At 69.3% G+C, this 25,936-nt stretch carries 24 protein-coding genes; 15 read left to right on the top strand and 9 right to left on the bottom strand.

Going from position 1 to position 25,936, the window contains the following annotated elements; genetic code table 11:
* Positions 1-38: 38 nt before the first annotated feature.
* From carA to KOR34_RS15070, 5 genes are all read left to right on the top strand, one after another.
* The gene (gene carA, locus KOR34_RS15090) at positions 39-1,166 is read left to right on the top strand and encodes a glutamine-hydrolyzing carbamoyl-phosphate synthase small subunit (protein WP_146565385.1); all 1,128 of its coding nucleotides are present in this window, start codon (positions 39-41) and stop codon (positions 1,164-1,166) included.
* A gap of 232 nt (positions 1,167-1,398) precedes the next feature.
* Complete coding sequence (locus KOR34_RS15085; RefSeq protein ID WP_146565384.1) at positions 1,399-1,926, top strand: hypothetical protein; 528 nt, start codon at positions 1,399-1,401, stop codon at positions 1,924-1,926.
* A gap of 70 nt (positions 1,927-1,996) precedes the next feature.
* Positions 1,997-3,253: a formylglycine-generating enzyme family protein gene (locus KOR34_RS15080; RefSeq protein ID WP_146565383.1), complete on the top strand. Its 1,257-nt coding sequence runs from the start codon at positions 1,997-1,999 to the stop codon at positions 3,251-3,253.
* 79 nt (positions 3,254-3,332) lie between these two features.
* Positions 3,333-4,244, top strand: coding sequence for a TRAFAC clade GTPase domain-containing protein (locus KOR34_RS15075; protein ID WP_146565382.1), 912 nt, complete (start codon positions 3,333-3,335; stop codon positions 4,242-4,244).
* A gap of 76 nt (positions 4,245-4,320) precedes the next feature.
* Positions 4,321-4,689: a hypothetical protein gene (locus KOR34_RS15070; protein WP_146565381.1), complete on the top strand. Its 369-nt coding sequence runs from the start codon at positions 4,321-4,323 to the stop codon at positions 4,687-4,689.
* Positions 4,690-4,713: 24 nt separating this feature from the next.
* On the opposite strand, the gene asnS is transcribed toward KOR34_RS15070, so the two are convergent.
* From asnS to KOR34_RS15045, 5 genes are all read right to left on the bottom strand, one after another.
* Complete coding sequence (gene asnS / locus KOR34_RS15065) at positions 4,714-6,108, bottom strand: asparagine--tRNA ligase (protein ID WP_146565380.1); 1,395 nt, start codon at positions 6,106-6,108, stop codon at positions 4,714-4,716.
* 12 nt (positions 6,109-6,120) lie between these two features.
* A complete protein-coding gene (locus KOR34_RS15060; protein ID WP_146565379.1) occupies positions 6,121-7,881 on the bottom strand; it encodes a divalent metal cation transporter in 1,761 nt (586 codons plus the stop codon).
* Between the two features lie 277 nt (positions 7,882-8,158).
* A complete protein-coding gene (locus tag KOR34_RS15055; protein WP_146565378.1) occupies positions 8,159-9,724 on the bottom strand; it encodes a hypothetical protein in 1,566 nt (521 codons plus the stop codon).
* A gap of 120 nt (positions 9,725-9,844) precedes the next feature.
* A complete protein-coding gene (locus KOR34_RS15050; RefSeq protein WP_146565377.1) occupies positions 9,845-10,768 on the bottom strand; it encodes an ABC transporter ATP-binding protein in 924 nt (307 codons plus the stop codon).
* 11 nt (positions 10,769-10,779) lie between these two features.
* Positions 10,780-11,190: a GntR family transcriptional regulator gene (locus tag KOR34_RS15045; RefSeq protein ID WP_146565376.1), complete on the bottom strand. Its 411-nt coding sequence runs from the start codon at positions 11,188-11,190 to the stop codon at positions 10,780-10,782.
* A gap of 150 nt (positions 11,191-11,340) precedes the next feature.
* Between KOR34_RS15045 and KOR34_RS15040 the strand changes: the two genes are divergently transcribed.
* The gene (locus tag KOR34_RS15040) at positions 11,341-12,819 is read left to right on the top strand and encodes a sulfatase family protein (protein WP_146565375.1); all 1,479 of its coding nucleotides are present in this window, start codon (positions 11,341-11,343) and stop codon (positions 12,817-12,819) included.
* Between the two features lie 104 nt (positions 12,820-12,923).
* On the opposite strand, the gene KOR34_RS15035 is transcribed toward KOR34_RS15040, so the two are convergent.
* Entirely contained in the window at positions 12,924-13,952 is a 1,029-nt protein-coding gene (locus tag KOR34_RS15035) for a DUF1559 domain-containing protein (RefSeq protein WP_146565374.1), read from the bottom strand.
* Between the two features lie 248 nt (positions 13,953-14,200).
* Between KOR34_RS15035 and KOR34_RS15030 the strand changes: the two genes are divergently transcribed.
* The 3 genes from KOR34_RS15030 (at position 14,201) to KOR34_RS15020 (ending at position 17,658) form a co-directional block, all read left to right on the top strand.
* A complete protein-coding gene (locus KOR34_RS15030) occupies positions 14,201-15,583 on the top strand; it encodes a sensor histidine kinase (RefSeq protein WP_146565373.1) in 1,383 nt (460 codons plus the stop codon).
* An 8-nt stretch (positions 15,584-15,591) separates the two neighbouring features.
* Positions 15,592-16,986, top strand: a complete 1,395-nt coding sequence (locus KOR34_RS15025; protein WP_146565372.1) for a sigma-54-dependent transcriptional regulator — start codon at positions 15,592-15,594, stop codon at positions 16,984-16,986.
* A gap of 135 nt (positions 16,987-17,121) precedes the next feature.
* Positions 17,122-17,658 carry a DUF7691 family protein gene (locus KOR34_RS15020; RefSeq protein WP_146565371.1) on the top strand — a complete coding sequence of 179 codons (537 nt, stop codon included), beginning with the start codon at positions 17,122-17,124 and terminating at the stop codon, positions 17,656-17,658.
* Between the two features lie 103 nt (positions 17,659-17,761).
* Here the strand turns inward: KOR34_RS15020 and KOR34_RS15015 are convergent, their stop codons facing one another.
* The 3 genes from KOR34_RS15015 to lpxA form a co-directional block, all read right to left on the bottom strand.
* Entirely contained in the window at positions 17,762-18,469 is a 708-nt protein-coding gene (locus KOR34_RS15015) for a PEP-CTERM sorting domain-containing protein (RefSeq protein ID WP_146565370.1), read from the bottom strand.
* 657 nt (positions 18,470-19,126) lie between these two features.
* Positions 19,127-20,368 carry an aminotransferase class I/II-fold pyridoxal phosphate-dependent enzyme gene (locus KOR34_RS15010; protein ID WP_146565369.1) on the bottom strand — a complete coding sequence of 414 codons (1,242 nt, stop codon included), beginning with the start codon at positions 20,366-20,368 and terminating at the stop codon, positions 19,127-19,129.
* 129 nt (positions 20,369-20,497) lie between these two features.
* Positions 20,498-21,367 (bottom strand): acyl-ACP--UDP-N-acetylglucosamine O-acyltransferase, encoded by an 870-nt coding sequence (gene lpxA, locus KOR34_RS15005; RefSeq protein ID WP_197531430.1) that lies wholly within the window; start codon positions 21,365-21,367, stop codon positions 20,498-20,500.
* 307 nt (positions 21,368-21,674) lie between these two features.
* On the opposite strand from lpxA, the gene KOR34_RS15000 reads away from it, so the two are divergent.
* The 6 genes from KOR34_RS15000 to rplI all read left to right on the top strand — a co-directional run bounded on the left by KOR34_RS15000 (position 21,675) and on the right by rplI (position 25,890).
* On the top strand, positions 21,675-22,622 hold the full coding sequence (locus KOR34_RS15000) for a ribose-phosphate diphosphokinase (protein ID WP_146565367.1): 948 nt from the start codon (positions 21,675-21,677) through the stop codon (positions 22,620-22,622).
* A 318-nt stretch (positions 22,623-22,940) separates the two neighbouring features.
* Complete coding sequence (locus tag KOR34_RS14995; RefSeq protein WP_146565366.1) at positions 22,941-23,576, top strand: 50S ribosomal protein L25; 636 nt, start codon at positions 22,941-22,943, stop codon at positions 23,574-23,576.
* A 75-nt stretch (positions 23,577-23,651) separates the two neighbouring features.
* Positions 23,652-24,209: an aminoacyl-tRNA hydrolase gene (gene pth, locus KOR34_RS14990; protein ID WP_146565365.1), complete on the top strand. Its 558-nt coding sequence runs from the start codon at positions 23,652-23,654 to the stop codon at positions 24,207-24,209.
* A 108-nt stretch (positions 24,210-24,317) separates the two neighbouring features.
* Positions 24,318-24,710, top strand: a complete 393-nt coding sequence (gene rpsF / locus KOR34_RS14985; RefSeq protein WP_146565364.1) for a 30S ribosomal protein S6 — start codon at positions 24,318-24,320, stop codon at positions 24,708-24,710.
* A 112-nt stretch (positions 24,711-24,822) separates the two neighbouring features.
* The gene (ssb, locus tag KOR34_RS14980; protein WP_146565363.1) at positions 24,823-25,260 is read left to right on the top strand and encodes a single-stranded DNA-binding protein; all 438 of its coding nucleotides are present in this window, start codon (positions 24,823-24,825) and stop codon (positions 25,258-25,260) included.
* Between the two features lie 99 nt (positions 25,261-25,359).
* Positions 25,360-25,890: a 50S ribosomal protein L9 gene (gene rplI, locus KOR34_RS14975; protein ID WP_146565362.1), complete on the top strand. Its 531-nt coding sequence runs from the start codon at positions 25,360-25,362 to the stop codon at positions 25,888-25,890.
* The last annotated feature ends 46 nt before the right edge of the window (positions 25,891-25,936 follow it).

The raw sequence follows: 25,936 nt of genomic DNA, 5'->3' as shown, positions 1-25,936 counted from the left end.
CGCCCGAGCGGGGCCTCGCAACCCAACGGTCTTAACGTATGTCTCAGCCTGCAAAGCTCGCTCTGGAAGACGGCACGGTGTTCACGGGCGTGTCGATCGGCGCCGAGGGCGAGGTCGACGGCGAGGTCTGCTTCAACACCTCGATGACCGGGTACCAGGAGATCCTCACCGACCCCAGCTACTGCGGGCAGATCGTCACGATGACGTACCCGCAGATCGGCAACTACGGGGTCAACGAGGAAGATGTCGAGAGCTCCAAGCCGCACCTTCGCGGCTTCGTGGTCCGCGAGCACAGCCGCATCCAGAGCAACTTCCGCTGCGAGGAGAGCCTGAGCGAGTACCTGCGTTCGCACAACATCGTGGCGATCGAGTCGATCGACACCCGCGCGCTGGTGCGGCTGATCCGCTCGCAGGGCGCCATGCGGGGCGTGCTGTCGACCACCGACCTGGACGACGCCAGCCTGGTCGCCAAGGCCAAGGCCTCGCCCGGCCTGGTGGGCCGTGACCTGGTGCAGGAGGTCGCGCCCGAGCAGGCCGCCGCCTGGAGCCAGCCGCTGAGCACGTGGACCCGCCTGGACGGTCTGCAGCACGGTCCGCAGGATGATTCGGCGCCGCACATCGCCGCGCTCGACTTCGGCATGAAGTGGAACATCCCTCGGCACCTGGTGAACATGGGCTGCCGGGTCACCATCCTGCCGGGCTCCGCCACCGCCGACGACGTGCTGGCCATCAACCCGGACGGCGTGTTCCTGTCCAACGGCCCCGGCGACCCCGAGCCGGTCGCTTACGCCGTGAAGACCATCCAAGGCCTGCTCGGCAAGAAGCCGATCTTCGGCATCTGCCTGGGCCACCAGCTGCTGTCGCTGGCGTGCGGCGCCAAGACGTTCAAGATGAAGTTCGGACACCGCGGCGCCAACCAGCCGGTGCAGGACCTTGGTACCGGCAAGGTGGAGATCACCTCGCAGAACCACGGCTTCGCGGTCGACGCCGACTCGCTGCCCTCCGACCTGGAGGTCACGCACGTGAGCCTCAACGACCGCACCATCGAGGGCGTGCAGCACCGCTCGGCCCCGGCGTTCAGCGTGCAGTTCCACCCGGAGGCCTCGGCCGGGCCGCACGACAGTCACTACCTGTTCGACCGCTTCTGGCAGATGGTCCAGAACTAGCCGCCGCCTCAGGCGACGCGGCTTGGCCCCCCAGTCGGGCCTGACTTGCGGGCCGCTGCGCCCGCCCGCGGGCTTTTCGTTTGCCTGCCCCCGGAACGTGACCTACGTTTCAGATGGCAGAGCGTACAGACTCACAACGGGCAGAGTCTGTCGCTAGGGCAGCCACCTTTTCTAGGCGTGCGCACCAGCGCGCCGGGCATTCTTCTCCAACCCAACAATGGGCGCCTACCCGATGGCAACCGCTGCGCTAGAACCAACCTTTGCGTGCCTGACCGAGTGGTCCGATCAACGGCAGCGGTACGAGGCCGACCTGCAGGAATCGTTCGACGCGCTCGACGCGTTCCAACGACAGCTCGACGCCTGGCAGCGGCGGCTGGCGGACGAGCAGGAGCAGCTGGATGAGCAGCGGGCCCGCCTGAAGGAGCTGGCGGACGCCAACGGCCAGGCCGACCAGTCCGCCGATCAGCTCAAGAGCGAGAACGCCAGGCTCAGCGAAGAGGCCGAGCAGGCCCGCCAGGGGCAGCAGGACCTGCAGCGGCAGCTCGAGGAGGCCCGCGCCGAGCTGGCCCGCGAGAAGCAGCACTGGAGCGGCGAGCTGGAGCGGGTCGCGAAGCTGCTGGAGCAGCAGTCCGCGGCCCCGGCCGACGCGCCGGCCGCCGCCGGGCCCGGCCCGGCCGTGTCTGGCGACCCCGTGCTGGGGTCGGTAGTCGCCCAGTTCAGCAAGCTGCGGCAGCAACGCGCCGAGCGCGGCCACCGCTAGCCGGCCGCCGCGCCCCGACACACCTAGGCACCTCACCTTGAAGACCAATTCCCTGAACCGAGGCGAACCCGTGACAGCAGCCATCCTTACCCCGCTGAGGGCGTGCCTCCGCTGGAGCGAGTGGCTCGACAGCGAGCTGACCATCGGCGCCGCCGGAGTCGCGCTGCTGCTGATCGGCCTGGCGTTCGGGCAGCCGGTGTTGGCCGGCGCCGGCGCCGTCGGCGCGTGCATGGTCGCCCGCAACCTGATAAAGCGGAGCGGCCGCTTTGGTCCGGTTGCCGGCGGTGACGACTGGGCCGGCCCGCGGCAGGGCGCCGGCGGTCCGCAGCAGCAGGACACGCCGCCCCGGGCGCCGCGGCCGCGGAAGCCGAGCACCAGCGAGGGCGACCTCATCGACGAGATGCTGGCCGACCGGCGGTACGCGCTGCTCTTGCGCCCCGAGACCGCCAGCCAGATCGACCGCGAGCAGTACGTGCGGGCGATCCGCGCCCTGGACGAGGCGATGGCGCTCACTCCGGCCGGCTCGGTGCTGGTGGGGGTGGCCGCCGAGCGTGAAACGCTCGGCCACGAGGCGACCGCCAACCTGCTCGAGGCGGGCTCCGAGGCCGTGGCCCGCGTGGAGCCCTGCTACCTGGACCGCTACACGGTCACCAACGCCGACTTCCAATGCTTCGTCGACGCCGGCGGCTACGAGGCCCTCGAGTTCTGGCCGGAGGAGGCGCTGCCGGCGCTGTTCGACTTTGTGGACCAGACCGGCGTCACCTCGCCCCGGTTTTGGCGAGACGGCCACCACACGCCGGGGGAAGAGGACCTGCCGGTGGTGGGCGTCAGCTGGTACGAGGCGGTCGCCTACGCCCGCTGGGTGGGCAAGCGGCTGCCGAACGACGCCGAGTGGACCAAGAGCTGCGCCTGGCCGGTCGAGTCGGCCCCGGGCCGCGTGGCCCAGCGGCGCTACCCGTGGGGCGAATCGTTCGACACCCGCAAGGCCAACCTGTGGTCGGCCGGGCACGGCAAGCCGGTCGCCGTCGACGTCTACCCGGACGGCGCCACCGTGGGCGGCCTCGAGCAGATGGTGGGCAACGTGTGGGAGTGGACCAGCTCCACCCTCGACGAGACCACTCCCCAGTCGGTCAAGTTCCCGTCCGCGCTGCGGACCATCCGGGGCGGCGCTTACAACACGTACTTCGAGAACCAGGCCACCTGCCACTTCCAGAGCGCCGAGCACCCGCTCTCGCGGCGGCCGAACATCGGCATCCGGCTGGCGATCAGCATGGACGTGCTGGCGTCGGCGTCGCAGGGCGCCGGCGAGCAGGCTGTTCAGCCGTAGCGCGCCCGCCCGCCAACACCCCTCCGCCCCCGCCGCCAGGCGGGACGGCCACCGCTCCAACCACAAGCATCAACCGACCATGTCGCAACTCATCAACGTGCCGCTGGAGTCGTTTCTGCTGGCCCAGCGGGCCGCGCCGCTCGACTGCCTGATCTGCGGGACCGAGAACAGCTCCGCCACCGAGCGGTGCAGCCGCTGCTCGGCGCCGCTGGCGATCTCGCGGGCCGCCGCCGGCTCGCGCCGCGCGCCACAGCTGATCGCGGTGGTCGGCGCGCCGGGCGTCGGCAAGACGGTCTACCTGGGGATGATGATGGACATGCTGGTGCGCCGGGTCGGCGGCATCAGCGCGTGCGTTTGCGGGCCGTACTCCATCGGGCTGCAGCAGGCCACCACCACGTCGCTCGCGTCGGGCTACTACCCGGACCGCACCTCGCTGAACCCGGAGGACTGGCACTGGGTGCACTGCCAGGTGGACTGCAGCCGCGGGAGGCGGCGGACCGAGCTGGTGCTGGCGGACGTGTCCGGCGAAGCGTGGCGGCAGGAAGCCGACCGGCCCGGCACGCACCCCGCGCTGGGGGCGCTGCTCAAGAAGTGCTCCGGCATGATGATCATCGCCGACGCGCAGCAGCTGCACGGCGGCGACCACACGGGCGACTTTATTGTGCTCAAGCTGCTGTCCCAGCTGGAGGAGTCCCGGCGGCGGGAAAAACGCTCCTCCCGCAGAGCGAACCGGACGCCGCTGGCGATGGTCTTTACCAAGGCCGACCAGCGCCAGAGCTGCCTGGACGACCCCACGGGGTTCGCCGAGGCGCACGCCGAGGCGCTGCTCCGCGACTGCGAGAACCGCTTCCCCAACACCCGGGTGTTCGGCGCCTCGGTGGCGGGGGCCTCGGCCCAGCGGACCATCGGCGGGCACCGCCGCGAGACGCCCCTGCGGATCGAGCCGCAGGGCGTGGTCGAGCCGCTCGGCTGGCTGCTGAGTCAGATGTAGTTTTCTACCCTTCCCGCACCCCAACCCCGTTCCTAGAACCCACCAGGCAGACCCCCACTCCACACGGCGACCCCTCATGACCTACAACCCCGCCCTTGGCCGCAACCAAGCCGCTTCTCCCACGCCCAAGCCCCACGCGGTTGGCATGGGGGTGCGCGTGCGCTGCGCCTCAGGCGAGGAGCTCACGCTGCAGCAGCTCGAGCAGATTGAGGCCCTGGACGACGCCGTGTTCGCCGCCCTGGACGGCGACGCCACCGCGCTGGACGAGTCGGTCCGCTTGTACCGGCAGACCGCGCGGGACACGCACCCCGCCGCGCTGGACGAGTCGCGTGAGCAGTACCTGAAGAAGGCCGAGGCGATTGTGGCCGACTACCAGGCCGAGCCGGGCGGGTCGCTCGCCAGGACGTTCGCCGCGCTGGAGATCCTGACGCTGGTCGCCGAGTAGGCCGCCCCAAGCGCGGATCCCGCTTTAGAACTCGGCGTTGCCGGGTGTGCGCGGGAACGGAATGACGTCGCGGATGTTGGCCATGCCGGTCACGAACTGCACCATCCGCTCCAGGCCCAGACCGAATCCGGCGTGCGGCACTGTGCCGTACCGCCGGAGGTCCAGGTACCACCAGTAGTCGTCCGGGTTGAGGTCCTGCTCGGCCATCCGTCGCTCGAGCACGTCGAGGCGTTCCTCGCGCTGGCTGCCGCCGATGATCTCGCCGACGCCGGGCGCCAGCACGTCCATCGCGCGGACGGTTTTGCCGTCGTCGTTGACGCGCATGTAGAACGGCTTGATCGACGCCGGGTAGTCGTGCACGATGACCGGCCGGCCGTGCAGCTTCTCGGCCAGGTACCGCTCGTGCTCGGCCTGCAGGTCGGCGCCCCAGCTGACCGGGAACTCGAACGACTCGCCAGACGACTCCAGGGCCGCGATGGCGTCGGTGTAAGTGGTGCGGGCGAAGCCGCCCTCGACGATCTTGCCGAGCCGGTCGCGGACCTCGTTGTCGATCCGCTGCTGGAAGAAGTCGAGGTCCTCCTCGCAGTTGGCCAGCACGTCGGTCACGATCCGCTTGAGGAACCGCTCGGCCAGGTCCATGTTGTCTTCCAGGTCGAAGAACGCCGCCTCGGGCTCCACCATCCAGAACTCGGCCAGGTGCCGGCTGGTGTTCGAGTTCTCTGCGCGGAACGTCGGGCCGAACGTGTACACCTTGCCGAGCGCCGTGGCGTAGACCTCGCCCTCCAGCTGGCCCGACACGGTCAGGTAGGACGGCCGGTCGAAGAAGTCCTGCGTGTAGTCGACCTCGCCCTGATCGGTCCGCGGCGGGTTGGCCGGGTCGAGCGTCGTGACGCGGAACATCTCGCCGGCGCCCTCGCAGTCGCTGGCGGTGATGATCGGCGTGTTGAGGTAGAGGAACCCGTCCTCCTGGAAGAAGTCGTGGATCGAGCGGCAGACCTGGTTGCGGACCCGCATCACCGCGCCGAAGGTGTTGGTGCGGGGGCGCAGGTGCGCCCACTCGCGGAGCTTCTCCATCGAGTGCCGCTTCTTCTGCAGCGGGTAGCTATCCGGGTCGGCCAGGCCGTGCACCACCACGCGGGCGGCCTGCACCTCGGTCGCCTGCCCCTTGCCGCCGGAGGCCTTCACCTGGCCCTCCACCGTGACGCTGCAGCCGGCGGTGAGGTGCTTAATCTCGGACTCGTAGTTCTCCAGCGCCGCGTCGGCGATCACCTGGATGTTGGCCAGGCAGGTGCCGTCGTTCAGCTCGAGGAAGCTGAAGCCCCCCTTCGAGTCCCGCCGGGTGCGGACCCAGCCCTGCAGCCGGGCCTGCTGGCCGATCGCGGATTCCTGCCTTGCCTGGCGGACGGAGAGTCGATCCATCGTTGCGTGTCCTTAGTCGCCAATCGCTTCGAGCGGTTTGGGTTTGATGAAGAAGCCGACCACCACCGCGGCCAGGTACGCGAGCGAGACGCCCAGCGCCGCCTGCCCGACAAACGCCGCGTCCGGGTTCGGGTTCGAGACCTTGTTATAGATGGAGGTCGCCGCCGCCGCGACGGCGCCCACCACGGCCACCACCATCATGACGTTCCACACCGCCCGCGACAGTCCCCGCGGCATGTCGTCGCCCAGGACCTTGCGGCTGTTCATCATCATGAAGAAGGTCGCGTAGGCGATCGGCAGCAGCATGATCCCGAAGCTCGACGCGAAGATCGCCAGCCACATCTGCGCGTCGGCCCGCCAGATGTAGGGCCACAGCGCGCCGCACACGCCGGCCACCAGGGCGCCGACGAAGAACGCCGCGTTGCTCGTGGGCTGCCCGAACGCCTCGCGGAACACGAACCCGTTGATCATCATCAGGATGATGATGGTGGAGAAGCCCATGCCGAAGATGCCCAGGCCGAACACCAGGTTGGCTAGCTCCTGGCCCAGCAGCGGCTCCAGCGCCCTGGACAGGCTGAACGCGTTGCGCCGCACCAGCGACGCGGCCAGCCGCTTCTCTTCCTCCGGCAGGGCCGCCATTGCGGCAATCGCCTCGTCGCGCCCGGCCGGCTCCAGGCCCTCCAGCCCGCCCGCGGCCTGGTCGGGCCGCACCCGCGCCAGCAGGTTCTTCTCGGTGGCGGCGAAGAGCGGGCTCTCTTGGAACTGCGCCGGGTCGGTGCTGAGGAACTGATCGTCCGCCGTGGCGTGGAATGCCTGCGAGGCGGCGATCACCACACAACTAGTGACCAGCACGTAGGGGATCGCCATGCCGGTGGACAGGTCGAACCGCGCCAGCCCGCGGAACGTCTTGTCCCACCCTCGCTGGAGCAGCGAGTAGGGCATCAGGAAGGTCATGTTGATGCCGACCGCGGTGGCCGCGGCGCCGATCATCACGTCGCGTTGCTCGCGCACCAGACGCGACTCCCAGAACTGCTTGGCCTCTTCAGGAAGCTGGTCGGCCAGGGCCTTGAGGTCGCCGGTGGCGTGCCGCGTCTGGTCGAGGTCGGGCAGGAAGCCGGCGAGCACCGCCCCCCAATCAACCAACCCCTCCAGCGACAGCTTGATCACCACGCCGAAGAAGCAGAGCACGATCATCCCGATCAACGCCTTCAGGAAAACGTCGAACAGCTTGGCGGTGGCGCCCCCCTTGATGCTCAGCATCAGGACCGACATCGCGACTGCCAGCAGCACGAACGAGACGCCGTACTTCCACCCCGGCGTTGACTGCACCACGTCGCCCACCACCGCGGGGCCGAGGTTCTGCTCGAGCGCTTCGAAACACAGGCCGAACTGGGGCATGCACCAGATGATGTTGGCCATCATCGTCGCGATCAGCCAGCCCCAGCCCAGCACGGGGTTGATGTGCTGGTTGATCATGCCGAACGGACGCTCGCCCGTGCTCAGCGTGACGTAGCTGATGGCCGACAGCATCACCACGCCCAGCACGATGGCCACCAACTGCAGCCACAGCATGCTCGGGCCGCCCAGGATTCCAAGGAACAGTGCGCCGGCCAGCGAACCGCCGCCCAGCGTGATGGCGCTCTGCAGCCAACCGGGCCCCGACAGCCGCACGTAGGTCTTGAGCCGCGCGCCGGCGCCCGCGGCGTTCGCCTCGGCCAGCATCCTCCGGTCCCGCTCCACTCCCGTTTCGCCAGCCGCACTCGTGTCCGCCATGGGTTGCTCCAGGTCCCTGCCGTCTGCTTGGGCGCGACCTGCGCCCATTGAGTAGTCCCAGAGTCTAATCAAGTTGCCCCGCGGTTGCACGGCGTGTCCCGCCCTCCGATCCGGACAACGCCGTTGTTTGAGAGGCTTGGGCGAATTCTCGCAATTCTTCTAGATTCGATCGTAGATGGCGGCGCAGGCGAGGGTCCCGGCAGGGCGCCAAGGCGTTGCGACGCGGGCAAGGGCGCCCGCCCGTGATCGGAGGCCGATTGTCTCCAGATGCAGGGAGTCAGCCGCGCACCGGCCAGTCGGCCCGGTAGATAGCCCAGGCGGCGAGCAGGGCGGCCGTTCCTAGGGCCAGCAGGGCCAGGTTCATCTGCCACAGCTCGGTGATCCAGCGGCGGTCGTCGAACAACTCGCCCAGCCAGACCACCGCCGTCAGCGAGACCCCCAGCGACAGGATCGCCGCGTAGATGGCGTTGCGCGTCGCGGCGGCGAAGCACGCTCCGGTGGAGAAGAACAGCAGCAGGGCCGCGGCGCCCGTGCCGACCCAGCCAATCGTCACCTCGTTGTGGAGGGTCCACGGGCTGACCTGCACCCACCACACCACCAGCAGGGCAGGGAGCACGAAGCACACCGCCAGCGTGGCCACGCCGGTCGCCGCCGGGACCCAGAAGGCCTGGTCCGCATCGATCGGCCGCGACCGCCAGAACGTGTTGAGCGACGGGCTCAGGTCGCGCAGCGTGGCGCCGAGGCCGACGATCACCGCCACCAGCGGCGCGACGTAGACCACCGGCGCGACGAGGAATAACGCCAGCTCGCGCCGCCCCCGCGCCGAGAAGTCCCCCTCGCCGTTGACGAGGGCCACGACCAGCACCGTCAGGCCGAACAGCAGGCACCCGCCAATGCCCGCCAGCACCAGCGGGCCGCACTCGCGCAGCTCCTTCCACGCCAACGCCACCGCGCGGCTCCGCCGGGGCGGCGCCAGGAAGTCCCGCACCGGCAGCAGCGGCGAGACAGCCGGTTGGCTGTTCCCCGTTCCTGATACCAGTGGGCGGCCATACCGGGTGACGAAGATCGCCGCGAGAGCCACGTGGACCAGCAGTGATATCATCAGCCACGAGAAGCGCAGACCGGGGGTGACGACTTCGATGCCATTCACCTCGACGCGACTCGTCAACGCCGCGAGTGGCCCGAGCGGCCCCAAGGACGTGAGCGTCAGGTACGAGGTGGTGGTGAATCGATTGGTGAGCCGCCAAGAGTCTCCCACTGCCGCGAAGGCGACTAGCAGGATCGTCCAAGCGCCCAACGCACCGACGGACCATACCGCCGCGCGGACCTCGTCCCGGGAGTTGACTCCAAGCGCCGCGGACCACAGGTACGTGCTTAACGCGGTTACGATCGTTACTGCTATGAGGAGGGCGGGCGCGGAAGAGAACACGCCTTTGCTCATGCCCATCTGCCAACGGAGTCCTTCGGCGAGGTCTTCCGAAATCAGCCCTCCCCAGCGGTCGAGGCCCCAGAAGAACAGCACGGCCAGCACCCCGGGCAGTGTAGCCACGACCCCGCCGACAAGGAGCTTGGTCAGCCCCACCCTCCACAGCCCCACCGGCTGGGCCTGGGTGTAAGACATCGTGCCGCGGCTGTTCTCGCCGGCGGCCACGCCGGCGCCGATGAACAGGCCAAACGGGGCGCTCAGCATCCACGCCAGCACCACCGCGGCGCCGCCCCAGTCCTGCAGGCGGTCGGGCATGGTCGCCAGCACGAGCGCGAACACCACGCTGCACAGCGCCAGCAGCTTCCACTGGTGCTCGCGCCACTCTCTCCAGAACAGGTTGAGCCAGATGCTGGACATGGGGGTGATTGGTGGTTGTTGGGACAAGGATCCCCTCAGCCGAGGGGGGAGGATTAGGGTGGGGGCGAAGCTGTTACTCGGGGCGCCCCCCGGCCATCCCCCAAAGGGGGAGGGAGATCGCTAGGCGGTGGTTGTTTCAGGTTCGCGCGTTGTGTTTCCAGTGGTGTTCGTTTTCTTCCCCACGACGTAGGCTTCGAAGATCTCATCGAGGTTCAGGTCGGTCACGCGGCGGAGCTCGCCCCGTTCGGACAGCAGCGACTCGCACGCCGCGGTGCCGGTCACGGTGAGGGCGACCTCGTCCCCTTCGCGTCGTGAGTCGAGCACCTGGCCGGAGTCGATCATCGCGGCGCCCGTGGGCGTGGTGACCAGCTGCTTCACGTCGGCCCGCAGCTCCTCGGTGCCGCTCTGGCGGAGCACCTTGCCGGCGTCGATGATGGCGACCTCGTCGGCGATCGGCTCCACCTCGTACAGCAGGTGAGAGCTGTAGAACACGGTCCGGCCCTCGCCCTGCAGATGGGTGATCAGGTCGCGGTTAAACTGCTTGCGCATGATCGGGTCCAGGCCGAGCGCCGGGTCGTCCAGGATCACCAGCTCAGGCCGGTGGGCGAGCGCCAGCACCAGCCCGAGCCGCACGGTCTGGCCCTTGGAGAGGTGCTTGATCTTGGTCCGCAGCGGCAGCTCGAATTCACCCAGGTACATGCGGGCCAGGTCGTGGTCCCAGGTGGAGTAGAACGGCGCCACGTAGCGTACGATCTCGTCCACCCGCATCCAGCCGTACATGGTCTGGTCCTCGGCCAGGTAGCCGACCCGGTCGCGGACGAGCAGCGGGTCCTGCGCCGGGTCGAGCCCCAGCACCCGGACGACGCCGTCGTTGCGGTTGATGAGGCCCATCATCAGGCGGATGGAGGTGGTCTTGCCGGCGCCGTTGCGGCCCAGGAAGGCGAAGGTCTTGCCGCGCTGGACGTTCAGCGTCACGCCGCTCAGCACCAGGTTGCGGCGGAACCACTTGCTCACGGCGTGCATCTCGATCGCGTAGTCGCTCATGCCGATCCCACTCAGTGGTGGGCCTCCTCGTTCTGCTGGGTTTCCGCGCCGAGCTGCTCCCAGGCCTGGGCCAGCAGCCCGTGCAACTCGTTAGAAGAGAGCCCCAGGCCCTGCGCCTGGCGGGCGAGCTGGCGGAGCTCTTCGACAAGTCTCTTCTCGTGGGCGGCCGCGGCTTTCTTCCCGGCCGTCTTCGCGACGAATGTGCCCTGGCCGTGCCGCCGCTCCAGCAGGCCCTCGCCGGTCAGGCGTTCGTAGACGCGGAGCACGGTGTTCTGGTTGACGGCCAGCTCGCGGGCCAGCTCGCGGACCGACGGCACGCGGTCGCCCGGCTGCAGCCGGCCGGCGGCGCACTGGGCGGCGATCTGCTCGGCCAGCTGCTTGGAGATCGGGACGCTCGAGCCTTTTTCGATGCGGATCAGCATCGCGGGAGCCTCGCTGGGGATAAGTGATTACACAAGTGTAACAGTGGTCACTCGCCTGTCAACGGGAATCGGGGGCGTTTTTCCAGTAGGCTGGAGCCGCCGTCGCCGACGCAAGCGGCGGGCAGCACCAACGCGGACCCGAGGAGCGGCATGCACAAGGCGATCTTGCTATCGATTGGGACACTGCTGGCAGCGGCCACGGCGGGGGCCGACGAGCGTCCAAACTTCCTGTTCGCTATCGCCGACGACTGGGGCTGGCCCCACGCCAGCGCGTACGGCGACCCGGTCGTGCGGACCCCGGCGTTCGATGAGATCGCGCGGCAGGGCGTGCTGTTCCACCACGCCTACGTCAGCTCGCCGAGCTGCACGCCGTCGCGCAACGCGATCCTCACCGGCCAGTGGCACTGGCGGCTGGGGAGCGGCGCCAACCTGTGGTCCGACTTCCCGGCGCGGCTGACCACGTACCCCGAACTGCTCCGCGGCGCCGGCTACCAGGTCGGCGCCACGGGCAAGGCTTTCGGACCGGGGCGGGTCGAGCCCCAGGGCAGAGAGGTCGCCGGCAGACGCTACAAGAGCTTCGAGAAGTTCCTCGAGCAGCGCAACGCCGACACCCCGTTTTGCTATTGGCTCGGCAGCTCCGACCCGCACCGCCCTTACCAAGCCGGCTCGGGCGCCGAGAGCGGGATGGACCTGTCCGCGATTGACCTGCCGGCGTGCTTCCCGGACAGCACCGAGGTGCGCAGCGATGTGGCCGATTACTACTGGGAGGTGCAGCGGTTCGATCGGCTGGTCGGCGCCGCCATCGCGGAGCTCAAAGAACGCGGCCTGTGGGAGAACACGGTGGTGGTCATGACCGGCGACCACGGCATGCCGTTCCCCCGCTGCAAGGCGAACCTGTACGACTCTGGCACACGCGTGCCGCTGGCGATCAGCTGGCCCGCGGGCGGCGGCCAGGCGGGGCGCGAGTCTAGCGACTTCGTCAGCCTGACGGACCTGGCGCCGACATACCTCGCGTTGGCTGGCGTCGAGCTCCCGGAAGAGATGACCGGGCAGAGCATCGCCCCGGTGCTGCTCGGGAAGACGGACGAGGACCAATGGCGGCCGAGGCCCCACGTGCTGTTCGGCAAAGAACGCCACACGCCCACGCAGGAGGCGCCCGACCGCGGCGGGTACCCCTGCCGCGCAATCCGCACGCACGACTACCTCTACATCCGCAACTTCAGCCCGGACCGCTGGCCCAACGGCACGCCGAACTACCAGCAGGCGTTCGTGCCGGGCAACTGGTACTCGGACTCGGACAACGGGCCGACCAAGACCTACATGGTTGAGCACCGCGGGCAGGACGCGACGCACCAGCGCCTGTTCGAGCTGGCGTTCGCCAAACGACCCGCCGAGGAGCTGTACGACCTGACCGCCGACCCGGACCAGCTCCATAATGTCGCCGACGAGCCGCGCCACGCCGATGCGCGGCGGCGGCTCAGCAACGCACTACTTGCCGAGCTCCAAGCCACCGGCGACCCCCGCGTCGGGGGCCGGGGCGCCGAGCTCGAGGCGCACCCTTACTACGGCCAAGGCCCCAAGCACCCGGACTGGCGCCCGGCGCCGGGCGCCGCGAGCGGTCCGAAGTGAGGTAAGCCGGCGCGCCGCCCGCCACTCTGTCGCGACGCGTGCGTGGAACAAGAAGGCACGGGGTTCAAGCGAAGAGCAGCGGGCGGCGCGCCGGCCGTGCGAGGCTAGTCCGGCAGGACCTCGTCGCCCGCGCGGGTGGCGTGGGCCCGCCAGACCAGCAGGTCGACGTTCTCTTGGAACAGCCGCACCGAGCCGTCCACGAAGGCGGTCTGCACGCCGCCCGGGTGGTAGCTGCGGGAGGTGATGGCCGCGTAGGTCGGCGGCGACGAACCGCCCGAGCTCTTGCCCTCCTGCCACGAGTTGTAGTCGACGTCGTAGGTGACGCCGTTGTCCTCGAAGGGCACCTCGGTGTTGGGGGTCATCACGGCGGTGAAGCCGGTGTGGTGCACGCGGCCGTCCGGCCACTCGGTGTGCCCGGTGGCCGGGTCGAGCTTCGACTGGCCGGCCGAGCCGACGGCGGCGACCACGTCGGCCACCGTTGCCGGGATGTCCGTCGAGGCGGGGCCGCCGTTGCGCCGGTACGGGGTCCAGGCCTTCACCTCGGCGGCCAGCAGCGTGTTGCTGGTCCCGTCGGTCACCTTGGCCAGGCGGAGGTTGCTGTTGGGGTAGAAGATCCCGTCGCCGCCCTGGTTGGCGGTCGGGTCGTAGACGAACCACGTGCCGAAGTTGAAGCCGTAGGTGGTGGAGTACAGCAGCGGCCGGCCGCTGCCCGGGTCGCGCGGCTCGCCGGCCCGCTGGTCGCTGGGGCACTGGAACGCCGCGATGCGGACGCCGTTGATGGCGAGCTGGTCGTCCCAGGCGAGCTCGACGTCCACCAGGTCACGCAGGCTGCCCTCCTCCAGGTAGTCCAGGATCCGCCCGTGCACGCCCCACGAGCCGTTGTTGTTGCTCGACAGGTCCCGCGGGTTGACGATCGCGCTGGGCGGCAGGTGCTTGAACGAGCTCTCGTAGTTGTGGATGCCGAGCGCCAGCTGCTTGAGGTTGTTGGCGCACTGGGTGCGGCGGGCGGCCTCGCGGGCGGCCTGCACGGCCGGCAGCAGCAGCGCGATCAGCACGCCAATGATGGCGATCACCACCAGCAGCTCGACCAGGGTGAACGCCGAACGATGGTCGCGGGGGGGGAGGTGGGGCAAGGCGGGCTCCGTCGGAAGGGGGGAAAGGGGAGGGCGACAAGTAGGGCAATCCGCGTGCCCAATCTAGTCGCTCCAACCCGCGTTTCCAGGTGGTGCACGGCAACCCCGAGCGATTCCACTCTGCCAGTCAGCGTCGCACGGGGGCGGCGACGCCGCTCACGCCGCTCAGGTGTCGCGCGGGGCGACACACGGTCGCTGGGCGCGACAGGCCCCGGCGCCCCCACCCGGCAGCGGGTAAGATCGCATTGATGCGTTGGCCCCTGAGAAACCAGATCCTGCTGCCCGTGCTGGCGGCGTCGGTGGCGAGCGTCGTGGTGATCGGCGGCGCGAACGCGTGGATCGCGTACACCGCCGCCCGCGACGGGGCGGTTGCCCGCCTGCGGGGTGTGGCGGATGTGCTGTCGCGGTCGAGTTTCCCGCTCACGCCCACGGTGCTGCGGCAGATGAGCGACCTCACCGGCGCCCAGTTCGTGCTCACGCCGCCCGACGGGCGGCCCCGGGCGACCAGCCTGTCCGAGGCGCCCGCCGCCATGCCGGTCGACGCGCTCGTGGCCTCGCCCGAACAGATCACCCTCCGCCGCGTGGCGGAGGTCAACGGCACGAGGTACCTGCACGCGGCGCTGCGGATGCCGGCCCGCGCGGGCCGCCCCTCAGACGAGGTGCTGCACGTGCTGTTCCCGCAGGCGGACTACCGGCGTTCGCTGTGGGCGGCGGTTGCGCCGCCGCTGGTGGTGGGCGGGCTGTCGCTGGCGGCGGTGGTGCTGGCGGTCAGCGTGATCGCCCGGCGGATCGGCCGCACCACCGCGCGGCTCGGCGGCGAGGTCGGCCGCCTGGCCGAGGGCGACTACACCCCGCTGGCCAACCCGCCCCGCGACGACGAGCTGGCCGATCTGTGCGCCGCCATCAACCGCACGGCCGAGCGGCTGGGGGTCTACGAGCAGCAGGTCCGCGGCGCCGAGCGGGCCAAGACGCTCGCCGCGCTCGGCGCCGGTCTGGCCCACGAGATGCGCAACGCCGCGACCGGCTGCCGCATGGCGATCGACCTGCACGCCGAGGCCTGCGGCGCCGGCGCCGACGAGTCGATTACCGTCGCGCGGCGGCAGCTCCGCCTGATCGAGAGCCAGCTGCAACGCTACCTGAAGCTGGGCGCCGACGATTCGGAGGCCCGCGAAGAGCGGGTTGCGCCCGACGAGCTGGTGGCCGCCGCGCTGCCGCTGGTCACGCCCGCGGCCGACCACGCCGCGACCCGCTTCGAGTGGACTCCCGGGGTGCCCCAGGTAACACTGGTGTTGGACCGCGAGGCGATCACCCAGGTGGTGATCAACCTGTTGCAGAACGCCCTGGAGGCCGCCGCCGCGCACGCGGCGGCGGGCGGCCCGGCGGGCGTGGTGTCGGTTGAGTCGGACGCGACCGACTCCCACTGGCGGCTCCGCGTGGCCGACAGCGGCGCCGGCCCAGACGCCGATGTCGCCGCCGCGATCTTCGACCCGTTTGTGACCAGCAAGCCAGAAGGCGTGGGGCTCGGCCTCGCCCTCAGCCAGCAAGCGACCCGGCGGCACGGCGGCAGCCTCACCTGGCGCCGCGACGCCGACCGCACCTGCTTCGAGCTCTCCCTCCCACTTGCGACTTAGAGAACGCCATGGCAAAGCTGCTCGTCGTTGACGACGAATCCTCCATCTGCTGGGGCATCGCCCGGCTGGGAGAAGGGATGGGCCACCGGGTCACGACCGCCGGCTCGGTCGAGCAGGGCCTCGACGCCGCGGCCGCCGACCCGCCGGACCTGATCATCCTGGACGTCCGCCTGCCCGGCATGGACGGGCTGACCGCCATGCGCCCGTTCCGCGACCTCGTGGGCGACGCGCCGATCGTCGTGATCACCGCGTTTGGCGACCTGCAGACCGCGGTCCGCGCCGTCAGCCAGGGCGCGTTCGAGTACGTGCTCAAGCCGTTCGACCTGGCGCAGATCCGGTCGGTGATCGAGCGGGCGCTGCGGCCGGCGCCGGTCCGGGCCGACGCCGGCGACCAGGCCGCCGACGGGGAAGCCGCGCTGGGGATGATGGGCCAGTCGGCCGGCATGCAGGCCGTGTTCCACAAGATCGCGCTCGCCGCGCACGCCGACGCGCCGGTGCTGCTGCGCGGCGAGACCGGCGTCGGCAAGGAGGTCGCCGCCCACGCGATCCACCACAGCGGCCCCCGGCCCGACGCGCCCTTCGTGGCGGTGAACGTCGCGGCGCTGAGCCCGACCGTGGCCGAGGCCGAGCTGTTCGGCCACACCGAGGGCGCGTTCACCGGCGCGCAACGCACCCGCAAGGGCCTGCTCGCCCAGGCGGACGGCGGCACGCTGTTCCTCGACGAGGTGGGCGAGATCCCGCTATCGATCCAGGCCAAGCTGCTCCGCGCGCTCGACCAGAACGAGGTGCTGCCGGTCGGCGCCGACCAGCCCGTACCGACGCGCTTCCGCACCATCGCCGCCACGCACCGCGACCTGCGGGCGATGGCCGCCGAGGGGGAGTTCCGGCTGGACCTGTACTACCGGCTGTGCGCCTACGAGATCGAGCTGCCGCCGCTCCGCAGCCGCCGCGAGGACATCGCGCTGTTGGCTAGCAGCTTCGTGCACAGCCGCCGGCCGGAGTCGACCCTCTCCTCCGAGGCGGTCGCCGAGCTGGAGTCGCGTGAGTGGCCGGGCAACGTCCGCGAGCTCCGCAACGCGATCGACCACGCGCTGGTTGTTTCGCACTCAGGCGACATCTATCCGGAGCACCTCCCCGCGGCCGGCGGGGCGCCGGTGGCCGGGTCGGACGCGCCCGGCGGGCTCGACTCGGCCCTGGCCGCCCGGGCCCGGGCCCTGATGGCGGACCCCACCGCGGCGGGGGACGTCTACAACCGCTACCTGGAGCAGGTCGAGCCGCCGCTGCTCAAGGCCGCGTTCGACCTGCACGGCCGCCAGTGCGCCCCGGCGGCGCGGGCCCTCGGCCTGCACCGCACCACCCTCCGCCGGAAGCTTGACCAGCTGGGCGTGGACGCCGCCCCGTAGCCGGCCGACCGGTTTGGCGAGAAAGCTATTGCGGTGCGGCGCCGTGGTCGACAATATTCAGCGGTCCAGGAACGCCGCGCAGCGGGGGACGCCGCCGGCCCGATCCACGCCCGACCTGTGGAGTTGTTTGTTGCGATGAGCTACGCCCTGTCCGCGTGTGTTGTCGACGCCGACCAGCTGACCCGGATGGTCGGCTGCGGCGACGAGTCGGTTGTGCAGCAGGTGATGGAGGCCGACCCGGAGGCATTCGATTACGAGCCCGACGACGACGAGCTGTCGGTCGCCCAGGCGCTCCGGCACCTGGTCATGGGCGAGCCCACCCAGCCCGACGACGCCCACCAGTACGGCTACGCCCTGCAGGCGCTGTGCAACCACGCCGGCGAGACCATCCTGCCCGACGTCTGGGGCGGCGTCCGCTGGGCCGCTGTCGAGGACTGCGGGCTGGAGGACCTGCTGACCCAGACCGGCCCCCCGATCGCCCTGCCCGAGAACGATGACTTCCCCGCCATCGGCCACCTCAAACGCAGCGAGCTCGACGCCGCTCTCAAGGCCGCCCGCAAACGCCGCGACAAGGTCCTCGACGAGGACCTGGAGGACCTGCTGGACGAGTTCATCGACTGGCTCGAAGCGGCCCGCAGCGCGCACCTGGACGTGGTGTTTTTCTACCACTAGGGCGGCGCCCGATGGCGCCAGCCAGGCCGCGACGCGTCAACGAGAAGCGGGCGGCCCGCTTGGGGCCGCCCGCTTGGTTCCACTCAGTCTGGCGCGCCCGTCGCTAACCCCGGCGTCGGGCGGCTGCTGCGAACGCTGACAAACACATAAGCGCTAGCGAAGCCGGCTCGGGAACGGCGCGATAGCCGATGCCGTCGTACCAGGTGCGTTGGGCCTGATCCGCCTGGTTTGGTTCGTCGTCGATGTAAACGGCGATCTCCGTCCCGGTGACCTGCCCGAGCGGAACCTCGTACAGCCGTCGGTTGCCCTCGCCCACCATCACGTCCGACGTGAATGGATTGCTCGCCAGGCTCGAGCTCAGCACGGTAGCGTCAACGCCGTCGTAGAACTGGACAACGCCCGGGCTCGCAGGGTCGTACACCGGCAGGTCGCCGGCCTCGTCAACTAGCGACGCGCCCATCCGCCAGGTGTTGCTGCTGTCGCTCCAGAAGTAGGCGAACACGTCGTACGTGCCCGCCGGCACGGTTGCCGAGGTCACTAGCCGCTGCGCATCGTCGGGCGAGCCGCTGGTGCCGGCGTTCTGATAGATGGTTGCGTTGTTCGAGAAAGCGCGCACGTCCCACAGGCCGTCGCCTGCCGGTCCCTGCGCCGCCAGCGGAGTGAAAACGCCGCCGCCGGCGGATGGGGCCACGGCGGTGTTGCCGCCGGCGCCATCGGTTGCGTCAACGTAGACAGTGGCCGCCGTCGCCGATGAGGCGACCATCGCGGCGGCGCACGCCAGCGCAGAAACGCGGGTCCAGGTGATCTTCATTAGACGAGTAGCCTCACAGATGCAGAGTGAAGAAGCAGCGAAAAGCGCCGGCAACGAGCCCGATCTGGGTCCGCCTCCGGCCAGTCAAGCTGCGTGCCGTGACGCAGCTCCATGGGTCGAGGATGTCCTACCCGCACGTAGATGCCAAGGACCAGACGCATTTGCAGAATCGATTTGCGCGATGGCGGTTTGGTTGGCGGGCTTCGGCGGCGGGGTAGCGCAAACGGAGTATTGAATGCCCGCAGTAGCGCGCGTGGTTGAAGTCCCGTAAACTAGGCATCGCGTCCAACTTCAGCGTTCTTGGTAGAAACCGGCCACGCAGCGATATCTAATGAGGGGTTGCCAAAGGCCACATGTCAGACCACATGGTGCTGGCGGTGGTACGGGCTTTGTCCTTTGTGGTGAGCACGAGGGGACAAAACCCCCGCCGGTCAACTCACGGGATTCGCTGCAAACCTATACCGCAGAAAGGCTTGGGCGAGATGCAGGGCGGAGCTGCGCGGAGAGTTTTGTCCGCTCCGCGCGTGTTTTTGGACAAAGCGAGGGGGAGGATGGAGCAGAGCTCCACTTTTGTCTGGGCCCCTCGTCTAGCCTCTCGCGCCGAAGGGGAGCGGAAAAGAATAGCGTGCCGCTCCGCACCAACCACTAACCACTAACTCAATACCGCGATTCGGCTTCCTTCAGGCAGGCCTTGATCTGCCGCACGGCCTGGCGGAGGCGTTCCTCGTTCTCCACCAGGCTCATCCGCAGGTAGCCCTCGCCGGCGGGGCCGAAGCCGCTGCCCGGGCTGACCGCGACGTTGCCTTCCTCGAGCAGCATCATGGCGAAGTCCATGGTGCTCATGCGGCTGCGCCAGGGCTCGGGGATCGGCTGCCAGACGAACATGCCGGCCTTGGGCCGGGCGTCCTCCCAGCCGAGCCGCACCAGGCCGCCGCACAGCGCATCGCGGCGTGACTGGTAGATGACGCTCTGGGCCTCGACCGCGGCGTCGGTGTGGCGGAGGGCCATGATCGCCGCGACCTGGATCGCCTGGAACATGCCGTAGTCGTAGTAGCCCTTGATGGTGGCCAGCGCCTTGATCATCTCGCGGTTGCCGGCGCAGAAGCCGACCCGCCAGCCGGCCATGTTGTAGCCCTTGCTCATGGTCGTGAACTCGACGCCCACCTCGGCCGCGCCGGGCGAGGCCAGGAAGCTGGGCGGCTTGTAGCCGTCGAAGGCCACGTCGGCGTACGCGAAGTCGCTGATCACCATGAAGCCGTACTTCTTGGCGAGCTTGACCACCTCGTCGTAGAAGCCCTGTTCGACCACCACGCTCGACGGGTTGTGGGGGTAGCACAGGCAGAGCAGCTTGGGCTTGGGGTAGAGCGTCTCGCAGGTGTAGGCGATGTTCTTGAGGAACCGCTCGTTGTCGGTCACGTCGAGCGTGATCACGTTGCCGCTGGCCAGCGCGATGGCGTACACGTGTATCGGGAAGTACGGGGCGGGCACCAGCGCGGTGTCCCCGGGGCCCATCATCGCCAGGCACATGTGGCTGAAGCCCTCCTTGGACCCCAGGCAGACGATCACCTCCTCGTCGGTGTCGAGCCGCACGCCGTACTTCTTGAAGTACTTGGCGCCGACCTCCTTGCGGAGGTTGGCGATGCCGTTGGACTTGCTGTAGCGGTGGTTGCGGGGGTCGCGGGCGGCCTCGGTCAGCTTGTCGATGACCAGGCTCTCGGGCGGGTCGGTCGGGTTGCCCATGCCCAGCTCGATGACGTCGTCGCCGGCGGTGCGCTTCTCGTGGATGCGCTTGTTGATGCGGCCGAACAGGTAGGGCGGCAGGCGCGTGACGCGCTGCGCCACCTGGATCTTGAAATCGCTGGTCGGCTCGTAGCTGCTGGGTTGGTTGTCGTCGGTCATCGGTGGGCCTGGTGGGAGCTGGCTGCGCAGCCGCGGCGGCGGCCGGCGCTCGGCGTGCTAGTGTACGCCCCAGCAGGGACCCCTTGAAGCGCCGCAAGTTCGCGGCCGCAGGGCAGGCCCAGGGTCGGTCTAGCCGGCCCGCTTGATGGCCGGGGCGACCTCGTCGGGCGTCTGGCGCTCGGCAACGGCGTCGTGGATGGGCCGGATCGCCACACTGGCGGGGGCCCGACGCTCGCGGACAAAGCCCCGCGAACCGCCACGGAAGAAGTCGCCGAACTCGGCCGCCGCGCCGGTGCGGAACCGCTCGCCGAGCAGCTCGGTGCGTTCGTCGAAGCCGAGGCCGCTGCGGTAGTACAGCCGGTAGGCCTCTTTGATCCGCTTGACCTCCTCCGGCGAAACGCCCGCCCGCTTCAAGCCGATGCGGTTGAGCCCAACCAAGAGCGAGCTGTCGCCGTCGATCATCACGAACGGAGGGACGTCCTGAGCTACCCGCGCCAGCCCGCCGACCATCGCGATGCGGCCCACACGGCAGAACTGGTGCACGGCCGAGCCGCCGCCCAGGTACGCCCGGTCGCCGACCTGCACGTGGCCGGCCAGCAGCACGTTGTTGGTCAGCACGACGTTGTCGCCGATCAGGCAGTCGTGCGCGACGTGGGCGCCGACCATCAGCAGGCACTCGCTGCCGATGCGGGTCTCGCCGTCGGCGTGCATCGCCTGGTGGATCGTGACGTGCTCGCGGAGCACGTTGCGGTCGCCGATCACGACCGGGCCCGGGTTCTCGATCCGGTTGAGGTGCTGGGGACGGCCCCCCAGCACGGCCCCCTCCTCCACCACGTTGTCCGACCCCAGGGTCACGCCCGATTTGATGGTCACGTGGGCCGCGATCTGGCAGCGGTCGCCGATGCTGGCGCCCGGCTCGATAACGCAGAACGGTCCAATCGAAACTCCCACGCCGACGTGGGCTTGGCGGCTGATTCGGGCCAATGGGTCGTGGGCCACGGTGGTTCCTCCTTGGGCGGTACGATCGTCCCGGGGTGCGCCCCGCGTGGTGCGGGGCCGCGGCGGGCGTCTTGGGCGGTGGTCGCCAGCTCCAGGTATCGGACGCGCGGGTCTCGCGGGCTTAATCAACCATGCCGGTTTTGCCTGCTGCAAACGGTCCCCACCCGCCAATGGAGGGGCTCTCGTCGGCGTGCTAGCGGGCCCTTCGGAAGGCCGGCGGGGTCGCTCCGCCGCCACTGGAACATTGCTCCGAATCTTGCAATGATGCTGGGCCCCGCTTCACCAAAGCTACACATACTCCCACCCCATGCACGACCTGAAGCTCCTGAGCGGCCGCGCGAACCCTGCGCTAAGCCGAGAAATTGCCGATCACCTGGGCGTGCCCCTGGGGAAGATCTCGCTCGGCAATTTCCCCGACGGCGAGATCGCGTGCAAAGTGGACGAGGACGTCCGTGGGCGGGACGTGTTCCTCATCCAGCCCACCTGCCCGCCGGTCAACGAGAGCCTCATGGAGCTGCTCGTGATGATCGACAGCTGCCTGCGGGCCAGTGCGGAACGGATCACGGCGGTCATCCCCTACTTCGGCTACGCTCGGCAGGACCGCAAGGACGAAGGCCGGGTGCCGATCACCGCCAAGCTGGTGGCCAACATGATCACCCGCGCCGGCGCCGACCGCGTGCTGACGATGGACCTGCACGCCCCGCAGATCCAGGGCTTCTTCGACGTGCCGGTCGACCACCTGTACGGGGCGCCGGTCCTGAACGACTACTTCCTGCACGACAGCGGCATCGCGCTGGACGACGTGGTGATCGTCAGCCCCGACGAGGGGAGCATCAAGCGGGCGCTCGGCCACGCCAAGCGACTGGGGGGCACGGTCGCAATCATCGACAAGCGGCGGGTTAGCGCCACAAAGACGGTGCAGGCGAACATCCTGGGGGGGCCGATCGACGGGAAGGTCGCCCTGATGTTCGACGACATGATCAGCACCGCGGGCTCGATCAAGGGCGCCGCCCGGGTGCTGCACGACCACGGCGTCAAGGAGATCCACGTCGCGACCTCGCACGCGGTTCTTTGTGGTTCGGCGATGGACAACCTCCGCGAGGCGGACCTGACCAGCCTGGTGTGCACCAACTCGATCCCTCTGCGGGACGATCAGAAGCTGCCCCAGACCAAGATCCTCAGCGTGGCCCCCCTGCTGGGCGGAGCGATCAAGGCGATCCACCGCAACGAGTCGATCAGCAAGCTGTTCCGCTGACAGTTTTTCCACCGGCGGTTGGCATAAACCGACCGCTGGCCGGAGAGTTTCGCCAGCCTCCGCGGCCGCTGTTTTCGGTCCAGGCGGCAGGTTGCTGGAGCTGGCAGGCGGCAGGCCGGCCCAAACACCCCTTGATCTCAGCGGGAATCCTGTCACAATCTGGGATTCCCGGCTGCCCGCTAGCGGCGGCCAGGCGGGCGCGTCACCGCTCCAGGCGGCGGTGGCGGGACCAGCGTCAACACCCCGGAGCCGTCCAGCGAGCCAACCCGCCGCCGGGCGTGGGGCCGGTTTCTTTTATTGACTCGGAGTCGCTACGTCATGTCGGACATCCTCAAGGCCGAACCGCGCGAGAAGGTCGGCAAGCTGCACAACCGCCGCCTCCGCGCCACGGGCAAGATCCCCGCGGTGCTGTACGGCCACGGCGAGGGATCGGTCAGCCTGTCGCTGGCGAAGGAGCAGCTGCGCACGGTGCTGCGGCACGGCGGCAAGCTGGTCGAGCTGCAGGGCGCGGCCAAGGGCCAGGCGCTGCTGCAGGACCTGCAGTGGGACGCTTTCGGCAAGAGGCTGCTGCACGTCGACCTGCTGCGGGTGCACGCCGGCGACCGCGTGACGGTTGAGATCCCGGTCGAGCTGAAAGGCGACGCCCCGGGCGAGCGTGAGGGCGGCGTTATCGAGTTCGTGCACCACACGGTCAGCATCGAGGTGGCGCCGGCGGGGATCCCCGAGAAGCTGCACATCGACGCGTCTGGCCTGCACATGAACGAAGCGGCCCACGCCGCCCAGATCCTCGACCTGCCCGAAGGGGCCAAGGTCCTGCTGGACGAGGGCGAGGTGATCGTCCACTGCGTGCCGCCTGCGGGCGAGGCCGCGGAGGACGAGGAGGGCGCCGTCAGCGGCGCCGCCGAGCCGGAAGTGGTCGGCAAGAAGGACGAGGAAGCGGACGGCGAGGAGTAGCGGAGTCCTGGTCGGTTGCTGGTCCGCCCCTTGCCGGGCGGCCGCTGTGCCGGCCGGGGGCGGGGACCCACAGCCATGAAGTTGATTTTCGGGCTGGGCAACCCCGGTAAGAAGTACGACAAAACGCGGCACAATGTCGGGTTCGAGGCGCTCGATCGGCTGGCCCAGCAGTGGTCGGCCGACACGCCCCGGGCGAAGTTCGACAGCCGCGTCGCAGAGTGCCGGATTGGGCAGCAGAAGTCGCTGCTCGTCTGGCCGCAGACGTTCATGAATCGCAGCGGGATGGCCGTGCAGCAGGCGGTGTCGTTTTATAAGACGCCACTGGAAAGCGTGCTGGTCATCTGCGACGATTTCAGCTTGCCGCTGGGCAGGCTGAGATACCGGGCCAAGGGCTCCTCCGGGGGGCAGAACGGCCTGAAAGACATTATCCGCGCCGTTGGCTCCGAAGAGGCGCCGCGGCTGCGGATCGGCGTCGGGCCCGTGCCCGAGCGGTGGGACGCCGCCGACTTCGTCCTCGGCAGGTTTAACGCCGACGAGGCGGACGACGCGGACGAGGCGATCCGGCGGGCGGCCGAGTCGGTGGCTGTGTGGGCGGAGCACGGCATCGTCGACGCGATGAACCAATACAACTAGGCGCCAATACAACTTGGCAACGGGCACACGCGACGCACCGCGCCGCGTTTAACGAATTTCATGCGGCGCCAGGCGTCGCGTTAACGGATGATTTCGGAGGTGGGCGGCATGGCCGACAGCGTCTACGAAGGACTGTTTATCTTTGACGCCAACAAGTTTGCGCGTGACCAGAGCGCGGCGTCGACTAGCGTCGAGCAGGCGATTTCCGAGCTCGGCGGCGAGGTGCTGGTGAGCCGCCTGTGGGAGGAGCGCCGGCTGGCGTACCCCATCAACGGCCACCGCAAGGGCGCCTACTGGCTGATGTACTTCAAGCTGCCGGGCGCCGAGGTCACAGCCCTCAACCGCCGCTGCGACCTGAACGACTTGGTGCTCCGCCAGCTGGTGCTGAAGATCCACCCGCGGCTGGTCGAGCCGATCCTGGCCCACGCGACCGCTTCGCCCGAGGAAGAGGACGCCCCCGCCGAGGAGGCCGCGGGCGAGCCCGCCGGCACCGGAGCCTAGGGCGGCCGCCACGGTCCCGGGTTTGCTTGCTTCGGCAGCGGGTTTGGGATAGCCTAAGCAGGAGTTCTGGACGTTTGTTCAGTGGGCACGCGACCGCACAGGAGATGCACTCATGGCCAGCTACAACCGCGTAATCCTTGTCGGCAACCTGACGCGCGACCCCGAACTGCGATACATCCCCAGCGGCACCGCCGTGGCCGAGATCGGTCTGGCAGTGAACGATCGGGTCAAGAAGGGCGACCAGTGGGTCGACGAGACCACCTTTGTCGACGTCACGCTCTGGTCGCGGACGGCGGAGGTGGCCAACGAGTACCTCAGCAAGGGATCGCCCGTGCTGATCGAGGGTCGGCTGAAGCTCGACTCGTGGGAGAAGGACGGCCAGAAACGCTCGAAGCTGAAGGTGATTGCCGACAAGATGCAGATGCTCGGCGGCCGCAGCGGCGGAGGGGGGGGCGGCGGCGGACCGCGCGGCGGTTCGGACGCCTACAGCCAGCCCGCCTCCTCGTCGGCCGGGGCGAACATCCCGCCCGAGGACGACATCCCGTTCTAATAGCTACCGGTTGGCGCCGCCCGGGGCCGACCATGAAACAATATACGCAACCGCCGGCCACGCCGGCTGACCGGTTCCACTAGTCCCGCAGACAGTCCTATGCCGACCCAGCAGAAGAAGATCAAGCGTAAGTCCAGCAGCCTGAAGCGTCTCCCGAAGGGCCCCCACGGCGGCTACCAGGTGCTGCTGATCCAGTCGGTCGAGCACCTTGGTTCGCAGGGCGAGGTCGTGGAGGTCAAGCCGGGCTTCGCGCTCAACTACCTCATCCCGCAGGGGCTGGCGACGGTCGCCTCGGAGCACCACCAGCGGATGGTGGAGAAGCACAAGGCCAAGCTGCAGCAGCTCGCGATGCTGCGTCAGGCCGAGCTCCGCAGCCGCGCCGCCGAAATCAGCCGGCAGAGCGTCACGATCGAGGCCCAGGCCACCGAGGAAGGCCACCTGTACGGCAGCGTCGGCGCCCCGGAGATTGTGGCCGCGCTCAAGAAGGCCGGCATTACCCTCGCCACCGACCAGGTCAAGCTGGACGGCGTGCTGAAGGAGCTGGGCCTGTACACCGTCAAGTTCCGCCTGTCGGCCGACGTCGAGGGCGAGCTGAAGGTCTGGGTCGTCCCGGCGGTCGGCGCCGAGTAGCCGACGCCTCGGCGTCCGAGCCTCGGCGGGTCGCCGCCTCCGGCGA

Origin of the sequence: Posidoniimonas corsicana (assembly GCF_007859765.1) — a bacterium.
Taxonomy (GTDB): Bacteria; Planctomycetota; Planctomycetia; order Pirellulales; family Lacipirellulaceae; genus Posidoniimonas; species Posidoniimonas corsicana.
Note: the sequence above shows the minus strand (reverse complement) of the source record. Positions and strands in the feature narration are given on the sequence as shown.